Source organism: Kitasatospora sp. NPDC058115, from assembly GCF_042884635.1.
Lineage (GTDB): Bacteria > Actinomycetota > Actinomycetes > Streptomycetales > Streptomycetaceae > Kitasatospora.
Genome location: NZ_JBHVTL010000031.1, coordinates 54,551 through 70,401 on the forward strand (window position 1 = coordinate 54,551; position 15,851 = coordinate 70,401).

General features: G+C 69.7%; 14 protein-coding genes and 1 tRNA gene. 5 read left to right on the forward strand and 10 right to left on the reverse strand.

Annotation, left to right across the window (positions count from 1 at the left end):
- Positions 1–68: 68 nt before the first annotated feature.
- The 3 genes from ACFVVL_RS29035 (at position 69) to ACFVVL_RS29045 (ending at position 1,003) form a co-directional block, all read left to right on the forward strand.
- A complete protein-coding gene (locus ACFVVL_RS29035) occupies positions 69–779 on the forward strand; it encodes a DUF5753 domain-containing protein (RefSeq protein ID WP_387680396.1) in 711 nt (236 codons plus the stop codon).
- A complete protein-coding gene (locus ACFVVL_RS29040) occupies positions 736–876 on the forward strand; it encodes a DUF397 domain-containing protein (RefSeq protein ID WP_387680400.1) in 141 nt (46 codons plus the stop codon). The genes ACFVVL_RS29035 and ACFVVL_RS29040 overlap by 44 nt, the downstream gene beginning before the upstream one ends.
- A gap of 43 nt (positions 877–919) precedes the next feature.
- A tRNA-Leu gene (locus tag ACFVVL_RS29045) sits at positions 920–1,003 on the forward strand.
- A 163-nt stretch (positions 1,004–1,166) separates the two neighbouring features.
- On the opposite strand, the gene ACFVVL_RS29050 is transcribed toward ACFVVL_RS29045, so the two are convergent.
- Positions 1,167–2,912, reverse strand: coding sequence for a hypothetical protein (locus ACFVVL_RS29050; protein ID WP_387680403.1), 1,746 nt, complete (start codon positions 2,910–2,912; stop codon positions 1,167–1,169).
- Positions 2,909–3,655: a hypothetical protein gene (locus ACFVVL_RS29055; RefSeq protein WP_387680406.1), complete on the reverse strand. Its 747-nt coding sequence runs from the start codon at positions 3,653–3,655 to the stop codon at positions 2,909–2,911. Before ACFVVL_RS29055 ends, ACFVVL_RS29050 begins: the two co-directional genes overlap by 4 nt.
- Before the next feature lie 288 nt (positions 3,656–3,943).
- On the opposite strand from ACFVVL_RS29055, the gene ACFVVL_RS29060 reads away from it, so the two are divergent.
- Entirely contained in the window at positions 3,944–4,240 is a 297-nt protein-coding gene (locus ACFVVL_RS29060) for a helix-turn-helix transcriptional regulator (RefSeq protein ID WP_387680409.1), read from the forward strand.
- Positions 4,241–4,483: 243 nt separating this feature from the next.
- Here the strand turns inward: ACFVVL_RS29060 and ACFVVL_RS29065 are convergent, their stop codons facing one another.
- The 8 genes from ACFVVL_RS29065 to ACFVVL_RS29100 all read right to left on the reverse strand — a co-directional run bounded on the left by ACFVVL_RS29065 (position 4,484) and on the right by ACFVVL_RS29100 (position 14,884).
- Complete coding sequence (locus ACFVVL_RS29065) at positions 4,484–4,969, reverse strand: hypothetical protein (protein ID WP_387680412.1); 486 nt, start codon at positions 4,967–4,969, stop codon at positions 4,484–4,486.
- Positions 4,970–5,270: 301 nt separating this feature from the next.
- Positions 5,271–6,281 carry a hypothetical protein gene (locus tag ACFVVL_RS29070; protein WP_387680415.1) on the reverse strand — a complete coding sequence of 337 codons (1,011 nt, stop codon included), beginning with the start codon at positions 6,279–6,281 and terminating at the stop codon, positions 5,271–5,273.
- Between the two features lie 2 nt (positions 6,282–6,283).
- A complete protein-coding gene (locus ACFVVL_RS29075; protein ID WP_387680475.1) occupies positions 6,284–6,745 on the reverse strand; it encodes a DUF2199 domain-containing protein in 462 nt (153 codons plus the stop codon).
- A 239-nt stretch (positions 6,746–6,984) separates the two neighbouring features.
- Positions 6,985–7,854, reverse strand: a complete 870-nt coding sequence (locus ACFVVL_RS29080) for a DUF3592 domain-containing protein (RefSeq protein ID WP_387680418.1) — start codon at positions 7,852–7,854, stop codon at positions 6,985–6,987.
- Between the two features lie 33 nt (positions 7,855–7,887).
- On the reverse strand, positions 7,888–8,976 hold the full coding sequence (locus ACFVVL_RS29085; RefSeq protein WP_387680421.1) for a hypothetical protein: 1,089 nt from the start codon (positions 8,974–8,976) through the stop codon (positions 7,888–7,890).
- A 99-nt stretch (positions 8,977–9,075) separates the two neighbouring features.
- Positions 9,076–10,428 (reverse strand): NAD(P)/FAD-dependent oxidoreductase, encoded by a 1,353-nt coding sequence (locus tag ACFVVL_RS29090; protein WP_387680424.1) that lies wholly within the window; start codon positions 10,426–10,428, stop codon positions 9,076–9,078.
- Positions 10,429–10,560: 132 nt separating this feature from the next.
- Entirely contained in the window at positions 10,561–14,331 is a 3,771-nt protein-coding gene (locus ACFVVL_RS29095; protein WP_387680427.1) for an endonuclease/exonuclease/phosphatase family protein, read from the reverse strand.
- A 112-nt stretch (positions 14,332–14,443) separates the two neighbouring features.
- Positions 14,444–14,884, reverse strand: coding sequence for a peptidase inhibitor family I36 protein (locus tag ACFVVL_RS29100; RefSeq protein WP_380287585.1), 441 nt, complete (start codon positions 14,882–14,884; stop codon positions 14,444–14,446).
- A 307-nt stretch (positions 14,885–15,191) separates the two neighbouring features.
- On the opposite strand from ACFVVL_RS29100, the gene ACFVVL_RS29105 reads away from it, so the two are divergent.
- Positions 15,192–15,656: a hypothetical protein gene (locus ACFVVL_RS29105; RefSeq protein ID WP_380287584.1), complete on the forward strand. Its 465-nt coding sequence runs from the start codon at positions 15,192–15,194 to the stop codon at positions 15,654–15,656.
- Positions 15,657–15,851 lie beyond the last annotated feature (195 nt).

The following is a 15,851-nucleotide window of genomic DNA, read 5'->3' on the forward strand; positions in this document are numbered from 1 at the left end:
CGAGATGGTCGAGGATGCGGACCGGCTGCTGGACACGGGCGGCTCGCTGAAGCGGCTGTGGGAACCGGGTGGACTGGAATGCGGAGATCGAGCACCCGGACTGGTTTCGGGACCGTGCGGACCTGGAAGCCGAGGCGGTGGCTCTCCGGCTCTTCCAGTACGGATTCATGCACGGCCTGCTGCAGTGCCGGGAGTATGCCCAGGAGATGTTCACGGCTGGTGAAGCGGCGGGAAATGCCAAGCTGATCGCTGAGCGGACTGCCGCTCGCATCGGTCGGCAGCAGCGCTTCCTCGGTTCGAATGGTCCGTTGCTGATGGCGGTTCTGGATGAGAGCGCGATCAGGTCGGAGCTGGGCGGTCCGGCGGTCATGCGTCGCCAGATGCAGCACCTGCTCAATGTCGCCCGGCTTCCCAACATCAGCATCCAGGTGGCGCCGTTCGCCGGGCGGCATACGGTGATCAAGACGTCGATGGTGTTGCTGGAGATGCCCGATGGGCGGAACTGGGTCTACTCGGAAAGTCTGGACAGGGGGCATCTGAGCGATGCTCCGGCCATCGTGGCGGCACATCGTCGTGGCTATGATCTGCTTCGGGGGGAAGTGCTCTCGGTGAGGGAATCGCTGGAGCTGATTGCCGATGCGATGGAGGGCTACCGGGATGGCGAGGTTCGAGATCGACACGGCCGCTTGGCGCAAGAGCAGCTACAGCGGACCGGACGGGGGCGACTGCGTCGAGGTGGCCCTCGCGTCCCCTACCCCCGGCGTCGTTCCGGTGCGTGACTCCAAGGACCCCTCCGGGCCGGTCCTCCTCTTCCCCGCCGCCTCCTGGCAGGCCTTCCTCACCTCCCTCGGGGACGGCTCCCTCCCCGTTGGTTAGGAGCACCCCCGGGGGTGGGCTACTATTTACCCATCACCCAGTTGCGCGGGTGGCGGAATAGGCAGACGCGCTGGATTCAGGTTCCAGTGCCCGAAAGGGCGTGGGGGTTCAACTCCCCCCTCGCGCACACAGAAGTACCGACGAAACGGTGCTTCCCGCAGTGACGAGAGTCGCTGAGGGAGGCGCCGTTTCGGCGTTTGTGCTGATGGGACAGGAACATCCCGCCTGCTGGAGGGAGCTGCGGCCGCTTGTGGGCAGGCCAGGGCCTGGTTGACCGTTTCGGTGCTGCCTCAGACCGCTTGTTCTAGGTGGCCGGTGGGGGTCCAGGTGCCGAGGGGTTTGGTCTTGCGCCGTCGGGTTGGTCGGCGGCGTGGTGGCTGGTCGTCGACAGGGAGGGTGTCGAGCCAGCGGTCGATCTTCCTTCTGTTCGCGTGGGCGAGCTGGAATGCGAGGAGGAAGGTCTGGGCGGCGATGCCGCGGATGCGTCGCCGGCCGGAGAGCTCAATGGCTTCGCTGATCGGGTCTTTCGCGTATCCGTTGAAGTGCTCGACGCTGTTGCGGAGCCTGAAGTACACGCGTTGCCAGTCCGGGCTGCCATAGACCAGGGCTTGGTGGTGCTGGGCTCCGCTCTCGGGGGCGATCGTGATGGTGTGCTGGGCGCAGATCTTCGCCGGGCCGACGGGACTGGGTGCGGGATCGGCGACCGGCAGGCGAGGATCGCGTCCCATGCTGGTCTTCTTGAGCGGGCACTGCAGGCGTCCGGCGGAGGCGGGACAGCTCATCCGCTGGTGTCCCTCAGCGTCCGGGTGCTGCTTGGGAACGAGCTGAAAGGGGACGCGGGCGGCGATCCTGGCGGCCCAAGTGGACTGGTCGATATGGGAGTTGTGGAGGTCCGCCGTCGCCGTGATGAGCGGCTGCGGGATGGCGGGGCAGTACCACTGGCCCTCGACCTGGAGCGCGCCCGCTGTGCCGGCCTGGACGCCCAGTTGGTCCTGCCGGTAGTCGAAGACCAGTCGGTAGCCCAAGGTCCGGGTGGGCAGCTGGAACTGGTCGGGGACGGAGTTGTTGAACGCGCGGTCGCCGGCGAGGAACCCGGCCGGGTGGCCACGACGGCGGACATCGGTCAGCACGCGGGTGGCGTTGAGGCCGGGTGCGTGCCCGGGCTTGTCGAGGGTGAAGCCGGTGACGACGGCCGGGACAGCACGCGGGTCGGGGGATCCGTCAGGGTGGGGGGCTCCGTCGTGGGCAGGATTGCGGGCGACGGCCAGGGTGGCGTCGTAGCCGAACAGGGTCTTCGCACTGCGTCTCCGGCGGGCCTGCCCTTCGGTTGCCTTGGCGCCCTTGCGCTTGGGCGAGGCCTTTGCAGGCAGCGTGTCGGGGTCTCGGTGGTCGCCCTCCCGGACGTACCAGCCCGCATCGGGATCGGTCGCAAGCTCCGGACCCGCGGTGCGTACGCCCTTCGCGAAGGTGCGGATGGGTGTGGCATCCACAGCGGTCGACCCGTCCCAATGCCGGTCCAGATGGGAACGCAGGTCGGTGAGAGAGGCGTCGACCAGCGCGTTGGTGACCCGAAGCAGGACCTGAGCGCGCCGCCACAGATCGCCGGTATCGGCGGCGGCTGAGATCCGGGCGGCGTCGGCCTTGTCGATACGGCGGTTCTTGGGCAGGACCGACGGGTCCATTGCGGCGAGGAGCTGGTGGAACAGACGGCGGACCACCGCGTAGGACGCCTCGAAGCCGCGAGCGCTGTCGGGGCGCTCGGGGATGTGGAAGCGGTCGCGCATGCGAGGGCTGACCGCCCACTGGAGGATTGCGGTGGTGCGGTCGAGCAGGACCTGGCCGTTGTGCCGTTCGGCGCACAACTGCATCCCGGCAAGCAGCCCCTCCACGGTCAGCAGCCGATGCCTGCCCATGTCGTGGTGCACCAGGCTGGAGAGCTCAGCACGTGTACCCGCGTCGCAGACCGAGTCGAGGGCGCGCTCGACGTCGGCATCCGCGACCCGTGGGAAGCGCGGTGGTGCCGGGCGATCGGTCACACGCCGTCCCGCAACAGTTCGGCGGCTCGCTCGGCGGGGACAGGGCGGAGAAAGGGGAGCACGCGGGTCAGTCCGTGCAGTGTCTCCAGGCCGGCGCTGGCCAGGATCACCGGCAACGGCAGGCCCTCGTCGATGAGACCGACCAACCAGGTCGCTCGGGCCCGACCCAACTGCAGCGGTGGGCATGCGGGATCCGGCACGGTACGGGCAAGGAAGTTGGTGACGGTGTTCTTCGCACGCGCGAGGGCACCGGGCCGGAACAGGTAGGTGGCGGCACCTGGCGCGCTGGCCTCGTGGGCGGCATCGGCAAGAACCTGCTCCCAGGGCCGACGGCACACCACCACGCGCGACCGGGCGCCACGGACCCCGACCGCCGTCATGCCACTTCCGGTGGCCCGCACGTCGTGCGCCCTCAAGGGAACGATCTCCGGTGAGTCGAGCCCGCATCCCAGGCCCAGCGCCAGCAGAGTCCGGCAGCCGTGCCGCAGCTCGGCCGTGGGCTGGCCGAGTGACCACGACCACAGGGCAGTGATCTCGCTGGAGGCGTACGGACGCGAGGCCGTCGATGCGGACAGCTTGACGGGGCGCCCCGTGGCCATCTCCGGGCCGATCACGGCCTCACGGAGCCGCAACAACCGCGAGCGGTAGTTACCGCGGGTTGCCTCTCCGGCCGTGGGACAGCCCACCAGAACGAACCGCTCGATCACCTCCCGCGACAGCCAGCACTGCGCGTTCGACGCCATGCCCTGCCCATCGGCGAACACCGCGAGGCGAGCGAGCGGGCCCAGGAGCTCGCGCGCGGTGTAGGGCAGCAGCGGCTCTGCCGCTTTGACGACCCGGCGGACCTCCGGAGCCAGCCGGGGCCAGGACGGCGGGGCCGGACGCGGGGTGTAGTTGTCGATGTAGCGGGAGATGACGGACCGCCACTGGTAGAAGCCGGCAGGAAGGTTGCTAATGGACTCGCACGCTAGCGGATTAGCATCCTTCGCTGGGGCGGAATCAGAGGATCGGAGTGGGAGAGACTGGACGATGTGCCTGGAGACTCTCCCCGCGCGCTTTCCCCGCGCGCCTTCGTCCTCACCGGGACCTGGCCCGATGCCGCACTGGCCGAGCACCACGGTGCCCGCGTCGCCCAGGCCCTCGCCCGCCGCCTCGCCAGCGCGATGAACGACCGCGGCCTCAGCGCCAACCGGCTTGCCCGAGCCTCCGGGATCAACCGGCAGACCATCGCCAACGTCCTCGCTGGCTCCGGCTGGCCGGACCTGCTGACCATCGCCAGTCTCGAACGCGCCCTCGAAACTGATCTGTGGCCGGGACGCGCGATGTGACCCGCCCCCCGGGGCAGGTGGACCGGCGGAGGACATGGGTGAAGAACAGAATGACGGCACGGCTCGTACTTCCTTCGGGCGAAGGGAATACGGATTCCGCGCGAAGCCGCACCACTCAAATCCGCCAGGGGCTAAAGTGGACGGCGACGCGCGAAACCCAGACTTTGGTAGGTCGGCGGCTTCCGCATCAACGGCCGCCGTCGGTCCGCGAAAACCGGCGGCGGCCACACTCGCATAAATGCACTAGAAGAACGTCTGGGCGGTCGAATCTCCGAGGAAGTACGTCGAGGTGTCGTGGTTCTTGTGCACGACACCGTTCCGGACGTACTCATCCATGCTGGTCCGCAGGCTCTTCACGTTCTCGATGTGCAGGGCGCGGGCGATGTCTCGCACCTTCCAGCTTCGCCGAGGTGTCTGGCCGAGCAGGACCAGCACCTGCTCGCGCCTTGACGGCGACGACTCCGTGCCCTCGGAGTCGTCAGCGCCCGCCTCCTGGCCGCGTGCGCGGTCGGTCCGACGCGAACCCTCCGTACTCTCCCGCGGTCGCGGAACGCCGTGTTCGGCGATGTACTTCAGGTTCTCGGTGGATGCCTGAATCTTCTGCAGCTCCCGCACGATACCGGCGAGGAGCCGGAGCTTGTCACGGGTCTCGCCCATCTGTTCCTGGAACTGGGGCAGGTACTTTTCGGGGTCCTTGGCAGCTTCGGCCAGTGGTAGGTCAGCAAACATAAGCCTGACGCTATCCAATCGAGAATCAAAAAACCGAACCCGACAGCCAGGTCCCACTCGAAAGAAGTAGCACAGGGGTAAGGAAATGCCAGGTAGTCAAGGGTGGCAGGGCGGACCTACCCCTCGATTATGTGTGCGCCGGAAATATCCGGAAAATCGACAGGAGGTAAGGAAAGGAAAGTCCTTGGAAAGCCTGCCAGGCCCAGGCGCCGCACCGCTGCATGCATGTCTGTCGCGGGCCGTTGATCCCTTGCTGCTGAGGAACCTGCCGGGCAAGGCTTGCTTGGTGATCGACCCGTGGTCAGGACCACGGGTCGTCGCAGCCCTCGATGTCAGTCATGTCGGGGTCCAGCATGCTGCGCAGGCAGCGGTGGAGGCCGTTGCCCACAGCCGTCTCGACCGCGCGTATCCACGGCAGCGGTGCCATCAACAGGGCTGTCTCGTCGGTGGCGACATCGTCCACCGTGGCGCGTAGCTCGTTCGGGACTGGCAGATCGGTGAGGCATAGCCACCCCAGCGCGGCGCTCGCGCGCACCTCGGGCGATCGTGAGGGGTCGGACCAGTAGGCCTGCATCCACGCTATCGTCTCCAGGTCCTGGTGCGCCCGGGCCAGTTGCGCGATCGCCAGGACCAAGCCCGCGCGGGCGGCCGGGTTGTGCTCGGCGAGCAGGCGGGCGCGGAACGCGGTAAGGACGTCTTGCGCGCGGTCGGAGGCGGCTGCCAGCACGTATGCGGTGGCGATGCGCACTGCGTGGTCGGGGTCGTCGAGCAGGGGCAGAAGAAGATCTGTGTCCGCGGCGATCGCGCCGCGGGCAGCCTGCACCGACCAGTTCTGCAGGTAGCCGGTGACCTCGAAGGACCATTCGTCATCGTCACGGAATCGCAGCATGTCGGCACGCGTGCAAACGCCCTGGTGCCGCATGCGGGCTGCCTCGCCCACCACGGTCAGGGCCTCAGCGCGGTAGCCGGCCTCCGGACCGGTACCGATCCGAATCAGGAAGGGCACCGCCGGGGCGACCGCGGCCCTCATGTCGTCGGCACACAGGCCGATCAGCACGCCGAGCGCCCTGTCAACGGCGGCGTCGTCGCCCGAGCGCATCCGCTCCATGACTTCCCGAACCCTGGCGCCCTCCGGGAAGCGGTCCCATGGCACCTCCTCCAGCAGGAACCCGCCTTTGGCCTTCGGATGAATACCCGCCACCACTGCGCGAACGTCGAGGGGCCCATCCACTTGGTTGAGCGGATCCCCGTCCACGAATGCTCGCACCACCTCCCGGTATGCCGGGTCGTCCTCCCAATCCTGGCCGGTCATGGTCAGGAGCCGTCGTTGGCGGAGTGGAGAACGGCCTCGGCGATCTCGCGCACGCGATCGCGGGTGATGCCCGTCCTCTGTTCGACGGCAAGGGGGTGGTCGGTGGGTTCGAGCTCAATGAGGGGACGTTGACCGACCGGCCTCGTGTGGAGGTTGGTCTTCAGGTTGATGGTGCTGGGCGAGTAGATGGGTAGCTCGGTGGTCAGCCAGCCGAAGTACGGCTTCTCGGATTCGCGCCCTGGCGTGTCCCAGAGGTCTGCGGCGCGGGCGAAGTTCTCGCGGCTCAGGGAGACCCAGACGCCCCAGGAGAAGACGTCGCTGCTGCCGATGATTGGTATCTCGATCAGGCCCTTGACGAAGTAGTGCTGTGCTTTGATGACGCACTGATCCGATGAGAGCAGGCAGTCAGGGGCCTCGTCGTAGCTCGGGTCCCAAGTGTAGGGGGCCGTTGTCGAGTAGTTCATCGGCAGCTCTGCGTGGTGCTCGCCGCAGCACGAGCAGGTGAACCCGGGGTCACTGGTCATGGGCGGAAGCCTAATGATCAGATCGGACACCCAGAGCGGGTTCGGAGCGGGAAACGATCACGTACAGCGCGGGAACACGCTCCGCTCAGCGCTTGCAAATGCCCTGATCAGGGAGTTTCGTCGGTGCCCCACACAGAGAACGGCCGGTCGATCCTCGGATCGACCGGCCGTTCTGTTTCTCAGACCCGAAGGAACACCACGCCCGCCACGGCCACCGCCGCGAGCACAGCGATCACCAGGGCGTGAATCCGCACGTCCCACTGCTCCGAGCGGCGTTCCGCGGCACGGTCCAGCGTGAACTCGGCCGGGTCGGCGGCCGTGTAGTGGACCGTGACCTCACGGCCGTACGCGCCGGCGGGGTCCGGGAGGTGTGACGTGCAGTGGGCCGTGACGACGGTGCCCCCGCGCGTCACGAACGACACGACAGGGGTGATCGTGGTCGTGGTGTGGCCGTCGTCCTGGTCGACGCTGACGTCCTTCAGGACGGCGACGACCCGCCCCTGCACGGTCTCCATCGCGGCCAGCCTGCCGAGGCGGTCGTTCCCGGCACGCACCGCCCCGGGCAGCTGAACGGCGCCGAGGAGTGCCAGCGGCCCGCCGGAACCGATCAGCGCCCACGGCCACCCCCAGTCGACCGAGGCGAGGACCACCAGCCCGGCGTAGACCAGGAAGGCCGCGCAGCTCGGCAGGCCCAGCCCGCGCGCGGGCTTCTCGGGGACGTCGGAGAACCGGTAGGCGTGCGGCCTGCCCCGCGGATGGTTGAGCCCGATCTCCCGGCCCTCCCACGCCGAGGTGATCATCTCGCCGCGCTCACCGTCGTTCGTCACGATGACGTCCTGCCCGGAGGCCGGGTCGCGGTAGGAGACGACCACCGATATCCCGCCCGACCGGGACCCGCCGTGCCGGGGTGCCCGCACCCGGTCGATCCGCCCCGTGAGCCGGACCGTCCGCTGCGCCTTGGTCACGCCGGCCAGCGACATGCCGACCCCGATCAGCGCCGCCGCACCCCACACCGCACACCACAGCACCAGTGACTCATGCCACCCCACGCGTTCTCCTCCGGCCGATCCGGTCCGATCCGGTCAACTGCCGTTGTGCCGGAGTACTGTGCCCTGCCCGTCCGCTTCCAGGCTTCCGGTGCCCCGGTCGCCGGTCACCACGACCCTGAGCGTGAGCGAGCCGCCGACGGCGTCGGCGGTCAGCTGCCAGCTTCGCGGGGAGTCGACGCCGAGGCCGGTCCTGGCCTCCTCGACCAGCGCGGCGACGCGATCGAAGGGCAGCGAGCGGGGGTCGAACCCGGCGGTCCGCACGCCGGTGGGGGAGAAGACGACCGTCAGCAGGCGGTCCTGCACGACGACGGTGAGTGCCTGGCGGGTGTCCCCGTCCTGCGTCAATGACTCGACGGCCTTGCGCAGTTCGCCGCGGTCGAGCATCGACTGGTCCGGCCCGAGGGTGACCGTGCCGGTCGCCGACGTGACGGTGGTCGTGGACGACGAGGACGACGAGGAGGAGACGGGCGGATTCGGGGCGGCGCCGCTTCCCCCGTGGCCGAACAGGTCGGCGCGGAAGAACAGAAGTACGCCGGCCACGCCGAGCAGCAGGCCGAGGAGGGTGAGGAACCCACCGGCACGGCTCTCCGGGGGATCGTTCCTCATGGCCGGACCGGGCGCCGAGTCCAGGCGCGCGCCGGCCGCCCGCTCCTCCCACGCCGGTGTCGGCCGCGTCACGATCCGGACCTTCCAGGGCCGGTCCGGCTGGTACTCGACCACCACGATCCCGCGCGGGCGGTAGTCGGGCAGCTCCACGAGGTTGACGTCCTGCCGGATCTCGACCCGGTACGCCGGCGCGTCGTCCGGTGCGACGGTCAGCTCGAACCGCACCGGCACGTCACTGGTGTCGCTCCCGACGGCCTCCAGGCTCTCGATCATCGCGAGCGCCGTGCGCGGCGCGACGGCACTCTCACGGGAGCGGCGCGGCAGGGTGCAGAGGTGGAAGACCAGGCCGTAGACCGCGGGCAGAGCCAGCCCCAGGACGATCAGCGGCGCCTTCCCGACGACGCACCCGCCGATGAACGCGGTCACCGACACCCCGATCGCGCCACCCGTCAGGAACCCCAGGGCGAGGCCCGCGGGCGTGGTGCGCGAGGGTGGCGCGACCGTGGTGATCGTCATACGGCTGATTGTGCACGGTGCGGGTGACGGCCGACAGGCTCGCGGACGACCTCGTCGGTGGGGACCGTCCGGTCCGTTCTCTGCCGGTCGAACGGGAGATCAGGACAGGTAGTAGGCGGGTGCCGCCCGGCGCACCAGGGCGTAGAGGACCTCGGGCTTGCCCAGCAGGTAGTTGCTCATGGCCAGGGCGGCGGCCGTACCCTCGCCCACGGCGCTGGGGATGCGGCGCTCGCTGCGGAAACGGACGTCGCCGGCCGCGAAGACGCCGGGCTTGTTGGTGGCCATGGCGGTCACGTTCGTGAGCTCTTCCGCGTGCGTCTTGGGGTCGAACGTGCCGTCCCTCATCGCGTCGTAGTAGATGTCCAGGTCGGTGGCGACCAGTCCGTACTTCGCCTTCGTGCCGTCCGGCTTCCGCTTGCGGACTACGGTGACGCCCGCGTCCTCGATCCACTTGGTGTCGGGGTCGGCACCGATGACGGCGTAGACGGCGGTGACGTCGTACGACTTGGTGACGATGGTCTTGCCGGTCTCGCCGGTGCTCACCGTCAGCTTCGCGTTCGCGGACGTGGCGGCTTTGAACTCGATGGCCTCGGTGTCGGCCACGACCTTGATGTTCTTGTCCTCCTTGACCTTGTCGTAGACCACCTTGAGCATGTCGGCGCCCGCGGTCTTGCCGCGGATCAGCAGGATGACGTCGGCCCCCGTGGCGGAGAACATCAGGGCGGCCCGTCCGGCGGAGTCGCCGCCACCGATGACCATGATCGTGTCCTTCTTCGTCACGCCCTCCGCGTCCCCGGGCAGGGCGTAGTAGGAGATGCCCTGGTCCTCGAAGTCGGCGGCGGTCTTCTGCGTCAGCTTGCGCGGGACGAGACCGGTGGCGAGCAGGACCAGCGAGGCCTCCACCGTGACGTCCGGGGAGCCCTCGGGGTTGGTCGCGGTGATCTTGTGCTTCGTCGTCTTCGGATCCTTGCTGAGATCCAGCTTCGTCACACCGTAGCCGGGCAGCCACTCGACCCCGAACTTCTTCGCCTGGACGACGGCCTTGTGGCACAGCAGCCTGGACTCGATTCCGTCATCGAACCCGAAGTAGTTGTCGATCTCGTTGATCGACGTGGCGGCCGTCCCGCCCGGGGCGTACTGCTCGATGATGAGCGTGGTGAGGCCGTAGAGGCTCCGGGCGTTGATGGCCGCGGCCAGGCCGGCGGGGCCGCCCCCGATCACGACGAGGTCGTACGCCTCCTTCGTCCTGGGGAGCAGCAGGCCCAGCTGCTCGGCAAGCTTGGCGATCGTGGGGTTCTTGAGAGGCGCCGGGCCCACGCCCGTCACCACGATGTCCGCGTCCAGGCTGGGGGAGAACTCGACGTCGTAGTCGTTGAGTTCCAGGTACCGCTTGATCCGTTCGACCTTCCTGTCCTTGGTCTTCGCCGAGATCGTGGCCTTGAACTTCGACATGACGCTCCTCCTTGCGGGCGGCGGGCGGCCCGACTGCCCCGAAGCCTACGGTGCGTGTGCGAATGTTCACCGTGCGCCACGCCTTGCCGGGGTCGGGTCCCCGGGGCCGTGTCGGCCCCGGGGACCCGCCGGCTACTGGGTGACCGAGCGGAAGAGCCAGTGGAGCCGGGCGGTGGCGAGTCCGGGGCGGGTGATGGTGACCGTGTCGACCACGGTGCTGCGGGTCAGGTCGAGGTGCTCGTAGGGGCTGGAGAAGTTGGACAGCAGCGTCCCGTTCGGGCCGTCGTTGGTCCTGCACCACAGGTAGCCGTTGTCGTTGGGGCGGTAGTCGCCCATGGTGACGACGTCGCCGTTCTGCGGGGTCCCGGGGTGGGCCGTCGTGGAGTTGACGTACTGGCGGCCGTACACGAGGTACACGCAGTTGTCGTCGCCGTCCGGTCCTGCGGCGATGGTGCTGAACCGCTGGTTGTTCCCGTGCAGGTCCGGGGCCAGGTAGACCGGGTAGGGCGCGGTGTCCATGCCGTCGACCGAGAGCGTGGTGTTCGCGTCGCCGGAGTCCGTCGCGACGATCTCGGTGAGCCGGGTGCTCTCCTGGGGGTCCTGGAGGAACCAGCGCTGGGCCGCCGAGCCGGTCTGGTCGAGGCCGACGACGCCGAGGCCCGGGCCGAGGTCCGTGAGGAACTGGCGGGTGACGTAGTTCTGCAGGGTCCAGGTGCCGTCGCCGTGGGAGACCGGCTGCCAGAGCTGGTCGAGCGCCGGGCTCGGCCACAGCACCGTCCGGGCGTCGCGGGCCCCGCCCTCCTGCCCGAGGTAGCGGCCGGGGTAGGGCACGGTGGCGTGGAACAGGCGGTAGTAGCCGCTGTACTCGGGGTCGGGCGTCAGGCTGAACACCTGTCCCTGGACGTTGGCCCGGTTGACCGGCTGGTCACTGACCACGTGGGTGCTGCTGCCGGGGGCGGCCACGTTGGTGGTGGCGGCGTTGCGCAGGACGGCGGAGTTCGGCACCGGCACCGTCACCGTCTGCGACCGTGGCGGGTTCGGCAGGTTGCCGACCTCCATCACGACGGGGTAGTGGTCCGACAGCAGGATGTCGGCCCGGTTGAGCCCGAGGACGGTGGGATTCGCGTTGCCGACGGGAACGGCCGCGTAGTCGAGGACGCGGTCCGGGGTGTTCGAGCCCAGCCGCCGGACGGTCGGATGGGTCGGCACCGCCGGGGCGTGCACCGTGAACTCACCGGCGACCGCGGTGGCCAGCGACCTGTCCGGCTCGGTCGGGTCGGCCGGGGGCAGCGGCGCACGGTTGTAGTCGCCGAGGGCGATCCAGGGCAGCGGGGTCCCGTTGGGTCCGGCGGTGGCCATCCGCGTCCGGATGTTCCGCAGCAGGTCGGGATCGTCGCCGCCGCTCCCCGAGAGGCCGTGCACCGTGAAGTACACGACGCCGTCGACGTTGACGCCGAGCGCGGGCCGGCCGGTGGAGCCGCTGTACAGCCCGGCCCCGACGACGTACACGTCCTGGGACGGGACCTGGGAGCGGGTCATGATGGCCAGGTTGACCCGGCCCGTCGAGGTGTTGGGATCGGTGTCCGTGTGCAGCCAGTACAGGTAGTTCTGCGGCCTGGCGGCCGTCCCCCCGTACCGGTACTCGCGGACCGGCGGCGCGTGGCCGATCCAGTCGAAGAACACCTCCGGGTTCTGCGGGATGTCCTGCGAGAACGTCGCGCCGCTGGGCGGGGCACCGGCCTCCTGGAGGGCGATGATGTCGGCCCGGTTCTGCACCGCCAGCTGGTTCACTCCCAGCGTGTACTTGCTCTCGTAGGCGGCGGAGCCCTCGCCCGTCCCGCCGCCGGTGCCCGCGCCCTGCATGTTCCAGGTGGCGATCTTGCGGCGGTTGTTCGTCCGGGGGTCGAGCTCGCCGCCGGTGTCCCGCAGGAACAGCGAGGGCCGCTTGCCGACGTCGGTGGGGACGACGCCCTGGCCGGCGAAGTCGAGGGTCTCCCGGCCGGTCCAGTCCGGGATCGCCCGGCCGCCCTGGCTCAGCGGCTGGAACCGCTGCGGGTTGCCGTTGGCGGAGCCGAACTGGAAGGCGGTGCCGGACTGGCTGCCGTACGGGGCGTACGGCGCGAACGGGCCGCCCGGCGTCGCCTGCTTGACCATGGTGTTGTTGTAGAAGACGTTCTGCGGGCCGGAGGAGCCGGACCACTTGACCGCCTTGGGGCCGGCCGCCCACCAGACCGGGTACCACGTCCCCTCGTCGATCTCGCCGCCCTCGCCGCCGCAGTTGGTCTGGCAGTTGCCGGAGCGGTGCTCGTAGGGGACCCGCAGGGTGTTCTGCTCGAACAGGTTGTTGTGCTCCCACCCGCCGTGCAGGTTGAGGTCGGAGTCGAGGTCGTTGCGGAAGGCGACGTTGCCGCCGGCCGACCACTGGAAGGTGAAGTGGCGCAGGTTGCGGCTGAGGTTGTAGGCGTACAGCGAGTCCCAGACCCGGCTGCCGCGCAGGTAGCCGTTGCCGCCCTTGCCCTTGTTCCAGGCGCCGTCGAAGCTGTTGCGCTCGATCTGGAGGTTGCGGGCGTCCTCGGTGACGATCGGGTGCGAGCCGGTCATCTCGGCCTTCAGCCCGCGCGCCCAGTCGTTGGCGGCCCACTTGAAGACGATGCCGTGCATCGCGTACTCGGGCGCCATGTTGCCGTAGTTGTGCACGGCCTGGTCGGGGGTCAGGTTGTAGCTGCCGCCGCCGAGCCTGGGCAGGCCGTTCATGTCCTGGGTGAAGGCGAAGTCCTCGAAGCCGACGCCCTGGACGACCTTCAGCGGGGTGACCTTGCTGGCGTACGGCTTGTCGCCGAGCGCGGGGGAGCCGTCCGAGGTGGAGTCGACCGGCAGGTCCCACTCCAGCGGGCGGTCCAGGGTGACCGTCCTGGCCGTGGCGTCGACCGCGCTGACGCGGAACATCTGCTGCCGCATGTGGAGGTTGTCCATCTGGCTGCGGTCGGAGACGCCCTGCTGCTCGTAGAACTTGACGCTGTTGGCCGCGCCGACCCAGACGTAGCCGCCCGGGGCGAACTTCTTCATGTCGGCCTTGGGGTCCAGCTGGACGACGTCCTGGCCCTGGCGGGCCGCCCAGCCGGGGTCGGCGGCCTTGGCGGCGACCTTGATGCCGGAGGCCCAGTGCTGGTTGACGCTGCCCTCGAAGATGTCCTTGCGGTTCGCCGGGGCGGCGGCCCAGTCGTCCTGGTAGCGCTCGGCGATGTCCCGGGTCTGGACGCGGAACAGGCCGCGCCCGGGCCAGATCCAGCCGCCGGTGCCGACGTCGCTGCCGCTGCCGGCCTTCATGCTGTCCTGGTCCCAGCGGCCGTTGACCAGGGTGTCGTAGCGGGTGTTGGTGTCGGGGCGGAACACCAGGCGGGTGCCGCCGGCGCCGGAACCCTGGCCGCGCAGGACGAGGTAGTCGGCGTCCACGTAGATCTGCCGGGAGAGGTCGATCCGGCCGGCCGGCAGGGAGATCAGCGAGAGGCTGTCGAAGTTGGCGTTGGGCGAGCAGTTGGCCTTGATGTCGTCGATCGCCCGCTGCAGGCCGGTGGTGTCGTCGACCCCGTCGTCGGGCCGGACGGAGTACTGGGAGGCGAGCCTGTCCGGGGTGATGCGGCAGCCGGCGTCACCGGTCAGGCCGCCGCTGCCGGGCAGTTGCCGGCCGCCGCGGAAGCCCGCGCGGGACCAGTCGGGCATGCCCGGAGCCGGGCCGGTGCGGTTGGCGAAGCTCAGGTCCGGGCCTTCGGCTCCGGGACCGGCGGTGACGGTGCCGGCCGGCAGCGGGTCCGCGACGGCCGGAGCCGTGGGGACGAGCGCGGGCAGGACGGCGGAGAGCAGCAGGCCGGACAGCAGTGCGGCCGTCGGACGTGGACGTTTCACGGGACCTCGTTCCGGGGGGAGTCACGGAAGTGCCCCCGGCTCCTTGCGGGACGGGGGCGGGTGGCGAACGGTCCGGTCCGGCGGGTCGGCGCCCGCGGACCGGACGCGGTCGCTAGCAGGAGAAGCGCAGACCGGACATCCGGTCGTTGAGGTAGTTGTGGTTGGTGCCGGCGTCGTAGTCGCCCTTGTAGCCCCAGCTCCAGGCCGGCGCGTAGTCCAGGATGGAGGGGTGGAGCTCGCCGTAGGGGTCGTCCCAGAACTCGATCCCGCACTGCGTGTTGTTGATCCAGGACGACACCTGGTTGTTGGCCAGGTCCCCGTTCAGGAAGTGGACCTGCGTCAGCCGCACGATCGAGCCGCTGCCGGCCGGCGGCGCGGTGACGATCGCCTTCGAGCCGGTGCCGCCGCCGTTCTGGTAGAGGCAGAGCGCCCAGCCGGGGCAGCCGTCGTACGGGGGGTTGGCGGCGGACGCCGGCGTCGCCGTGAGGAGCAGGGCCGCCGCGGCGACCGCGCCCGCGAGGACGGTCGCCGGCTTGGAGGACTTGAGGGCCACGATGGGACTCGCTTTCCGGGTCTGCCTGCGGCTGTGGCACAGGCGGATGACAGTGCTCGGGCGCGACGGGCCCCGGGCCGGGCTCGCCGCACCACGAGACTGCCGCCCGGACGCGGGCCGCGGCATCAGTCAAATGACTGCGGACGGCCAAGGCGCCCGAGGCGGTGATGCGTCGCGCCGGGAAACGGACCAGAAACATGGGATACCGCCGAACCGGCCGGGACCGCGAGGATTTCGGTCCGTGGCGCCGGCCGCCGAGAGGGCGCCGGGCGCCGGCGATTCCGTCCTCCCGAAGGAGCGTTCTCCCATGAGTCTTCGCCGATCGGTCTCCGCGGCGGCCACCGCGGCCGTGCTGGCCCCGCTGCTGGCGCTGGCCGCCGGGACCGCGCAGGCCGCACAGGGGCCCGCCACCGATCCCGGGCCCGTGAACGTGGCCCAGGCGCCCGATCCCGGCTTCGCGACCCTCCCGTCGTTCCCCTCGATGCTGCAGCTCTCGCGGCAGCAGCAGTGCAGGAACGCCTACAACGTCAACTACTGGGTCGGCGGCGGGCCGTTCGCCGTCACCCAGCTGAAGGTCTGCCTCAGCGCGCCGACCACCCTCGCGACCGGTGCGCAGATCTTCTTCTCCGGTGACCTGCACTACGTCCCGTCCGACACCACCGTCGACCCGGGCGGGCCGGTGGTTCCGACCGGGCCCGTCGTCGACCCGAACGGGCCTGTTCTCGTCCCGGGAGGGCCGGTTCTCGACCCGGCCCTCCCCACCACCCCCTGATCCGGCAGCCGGCCCGCAGCGCGGTCCGTCCGCAGCCTGTCCGTCCGCAGCCGGTCCGTCCGGGCAGGGAGTCGGCCCGGACGGACACAAACCGCCCTTCCCGTAGGTGACCTGTCGGTCCGTCGGGCAGAATCCGGGCTCGTGCCAGGATTGGTACAGACCACATGCGGGTCACTGTGGTAGAACCTCAACTCC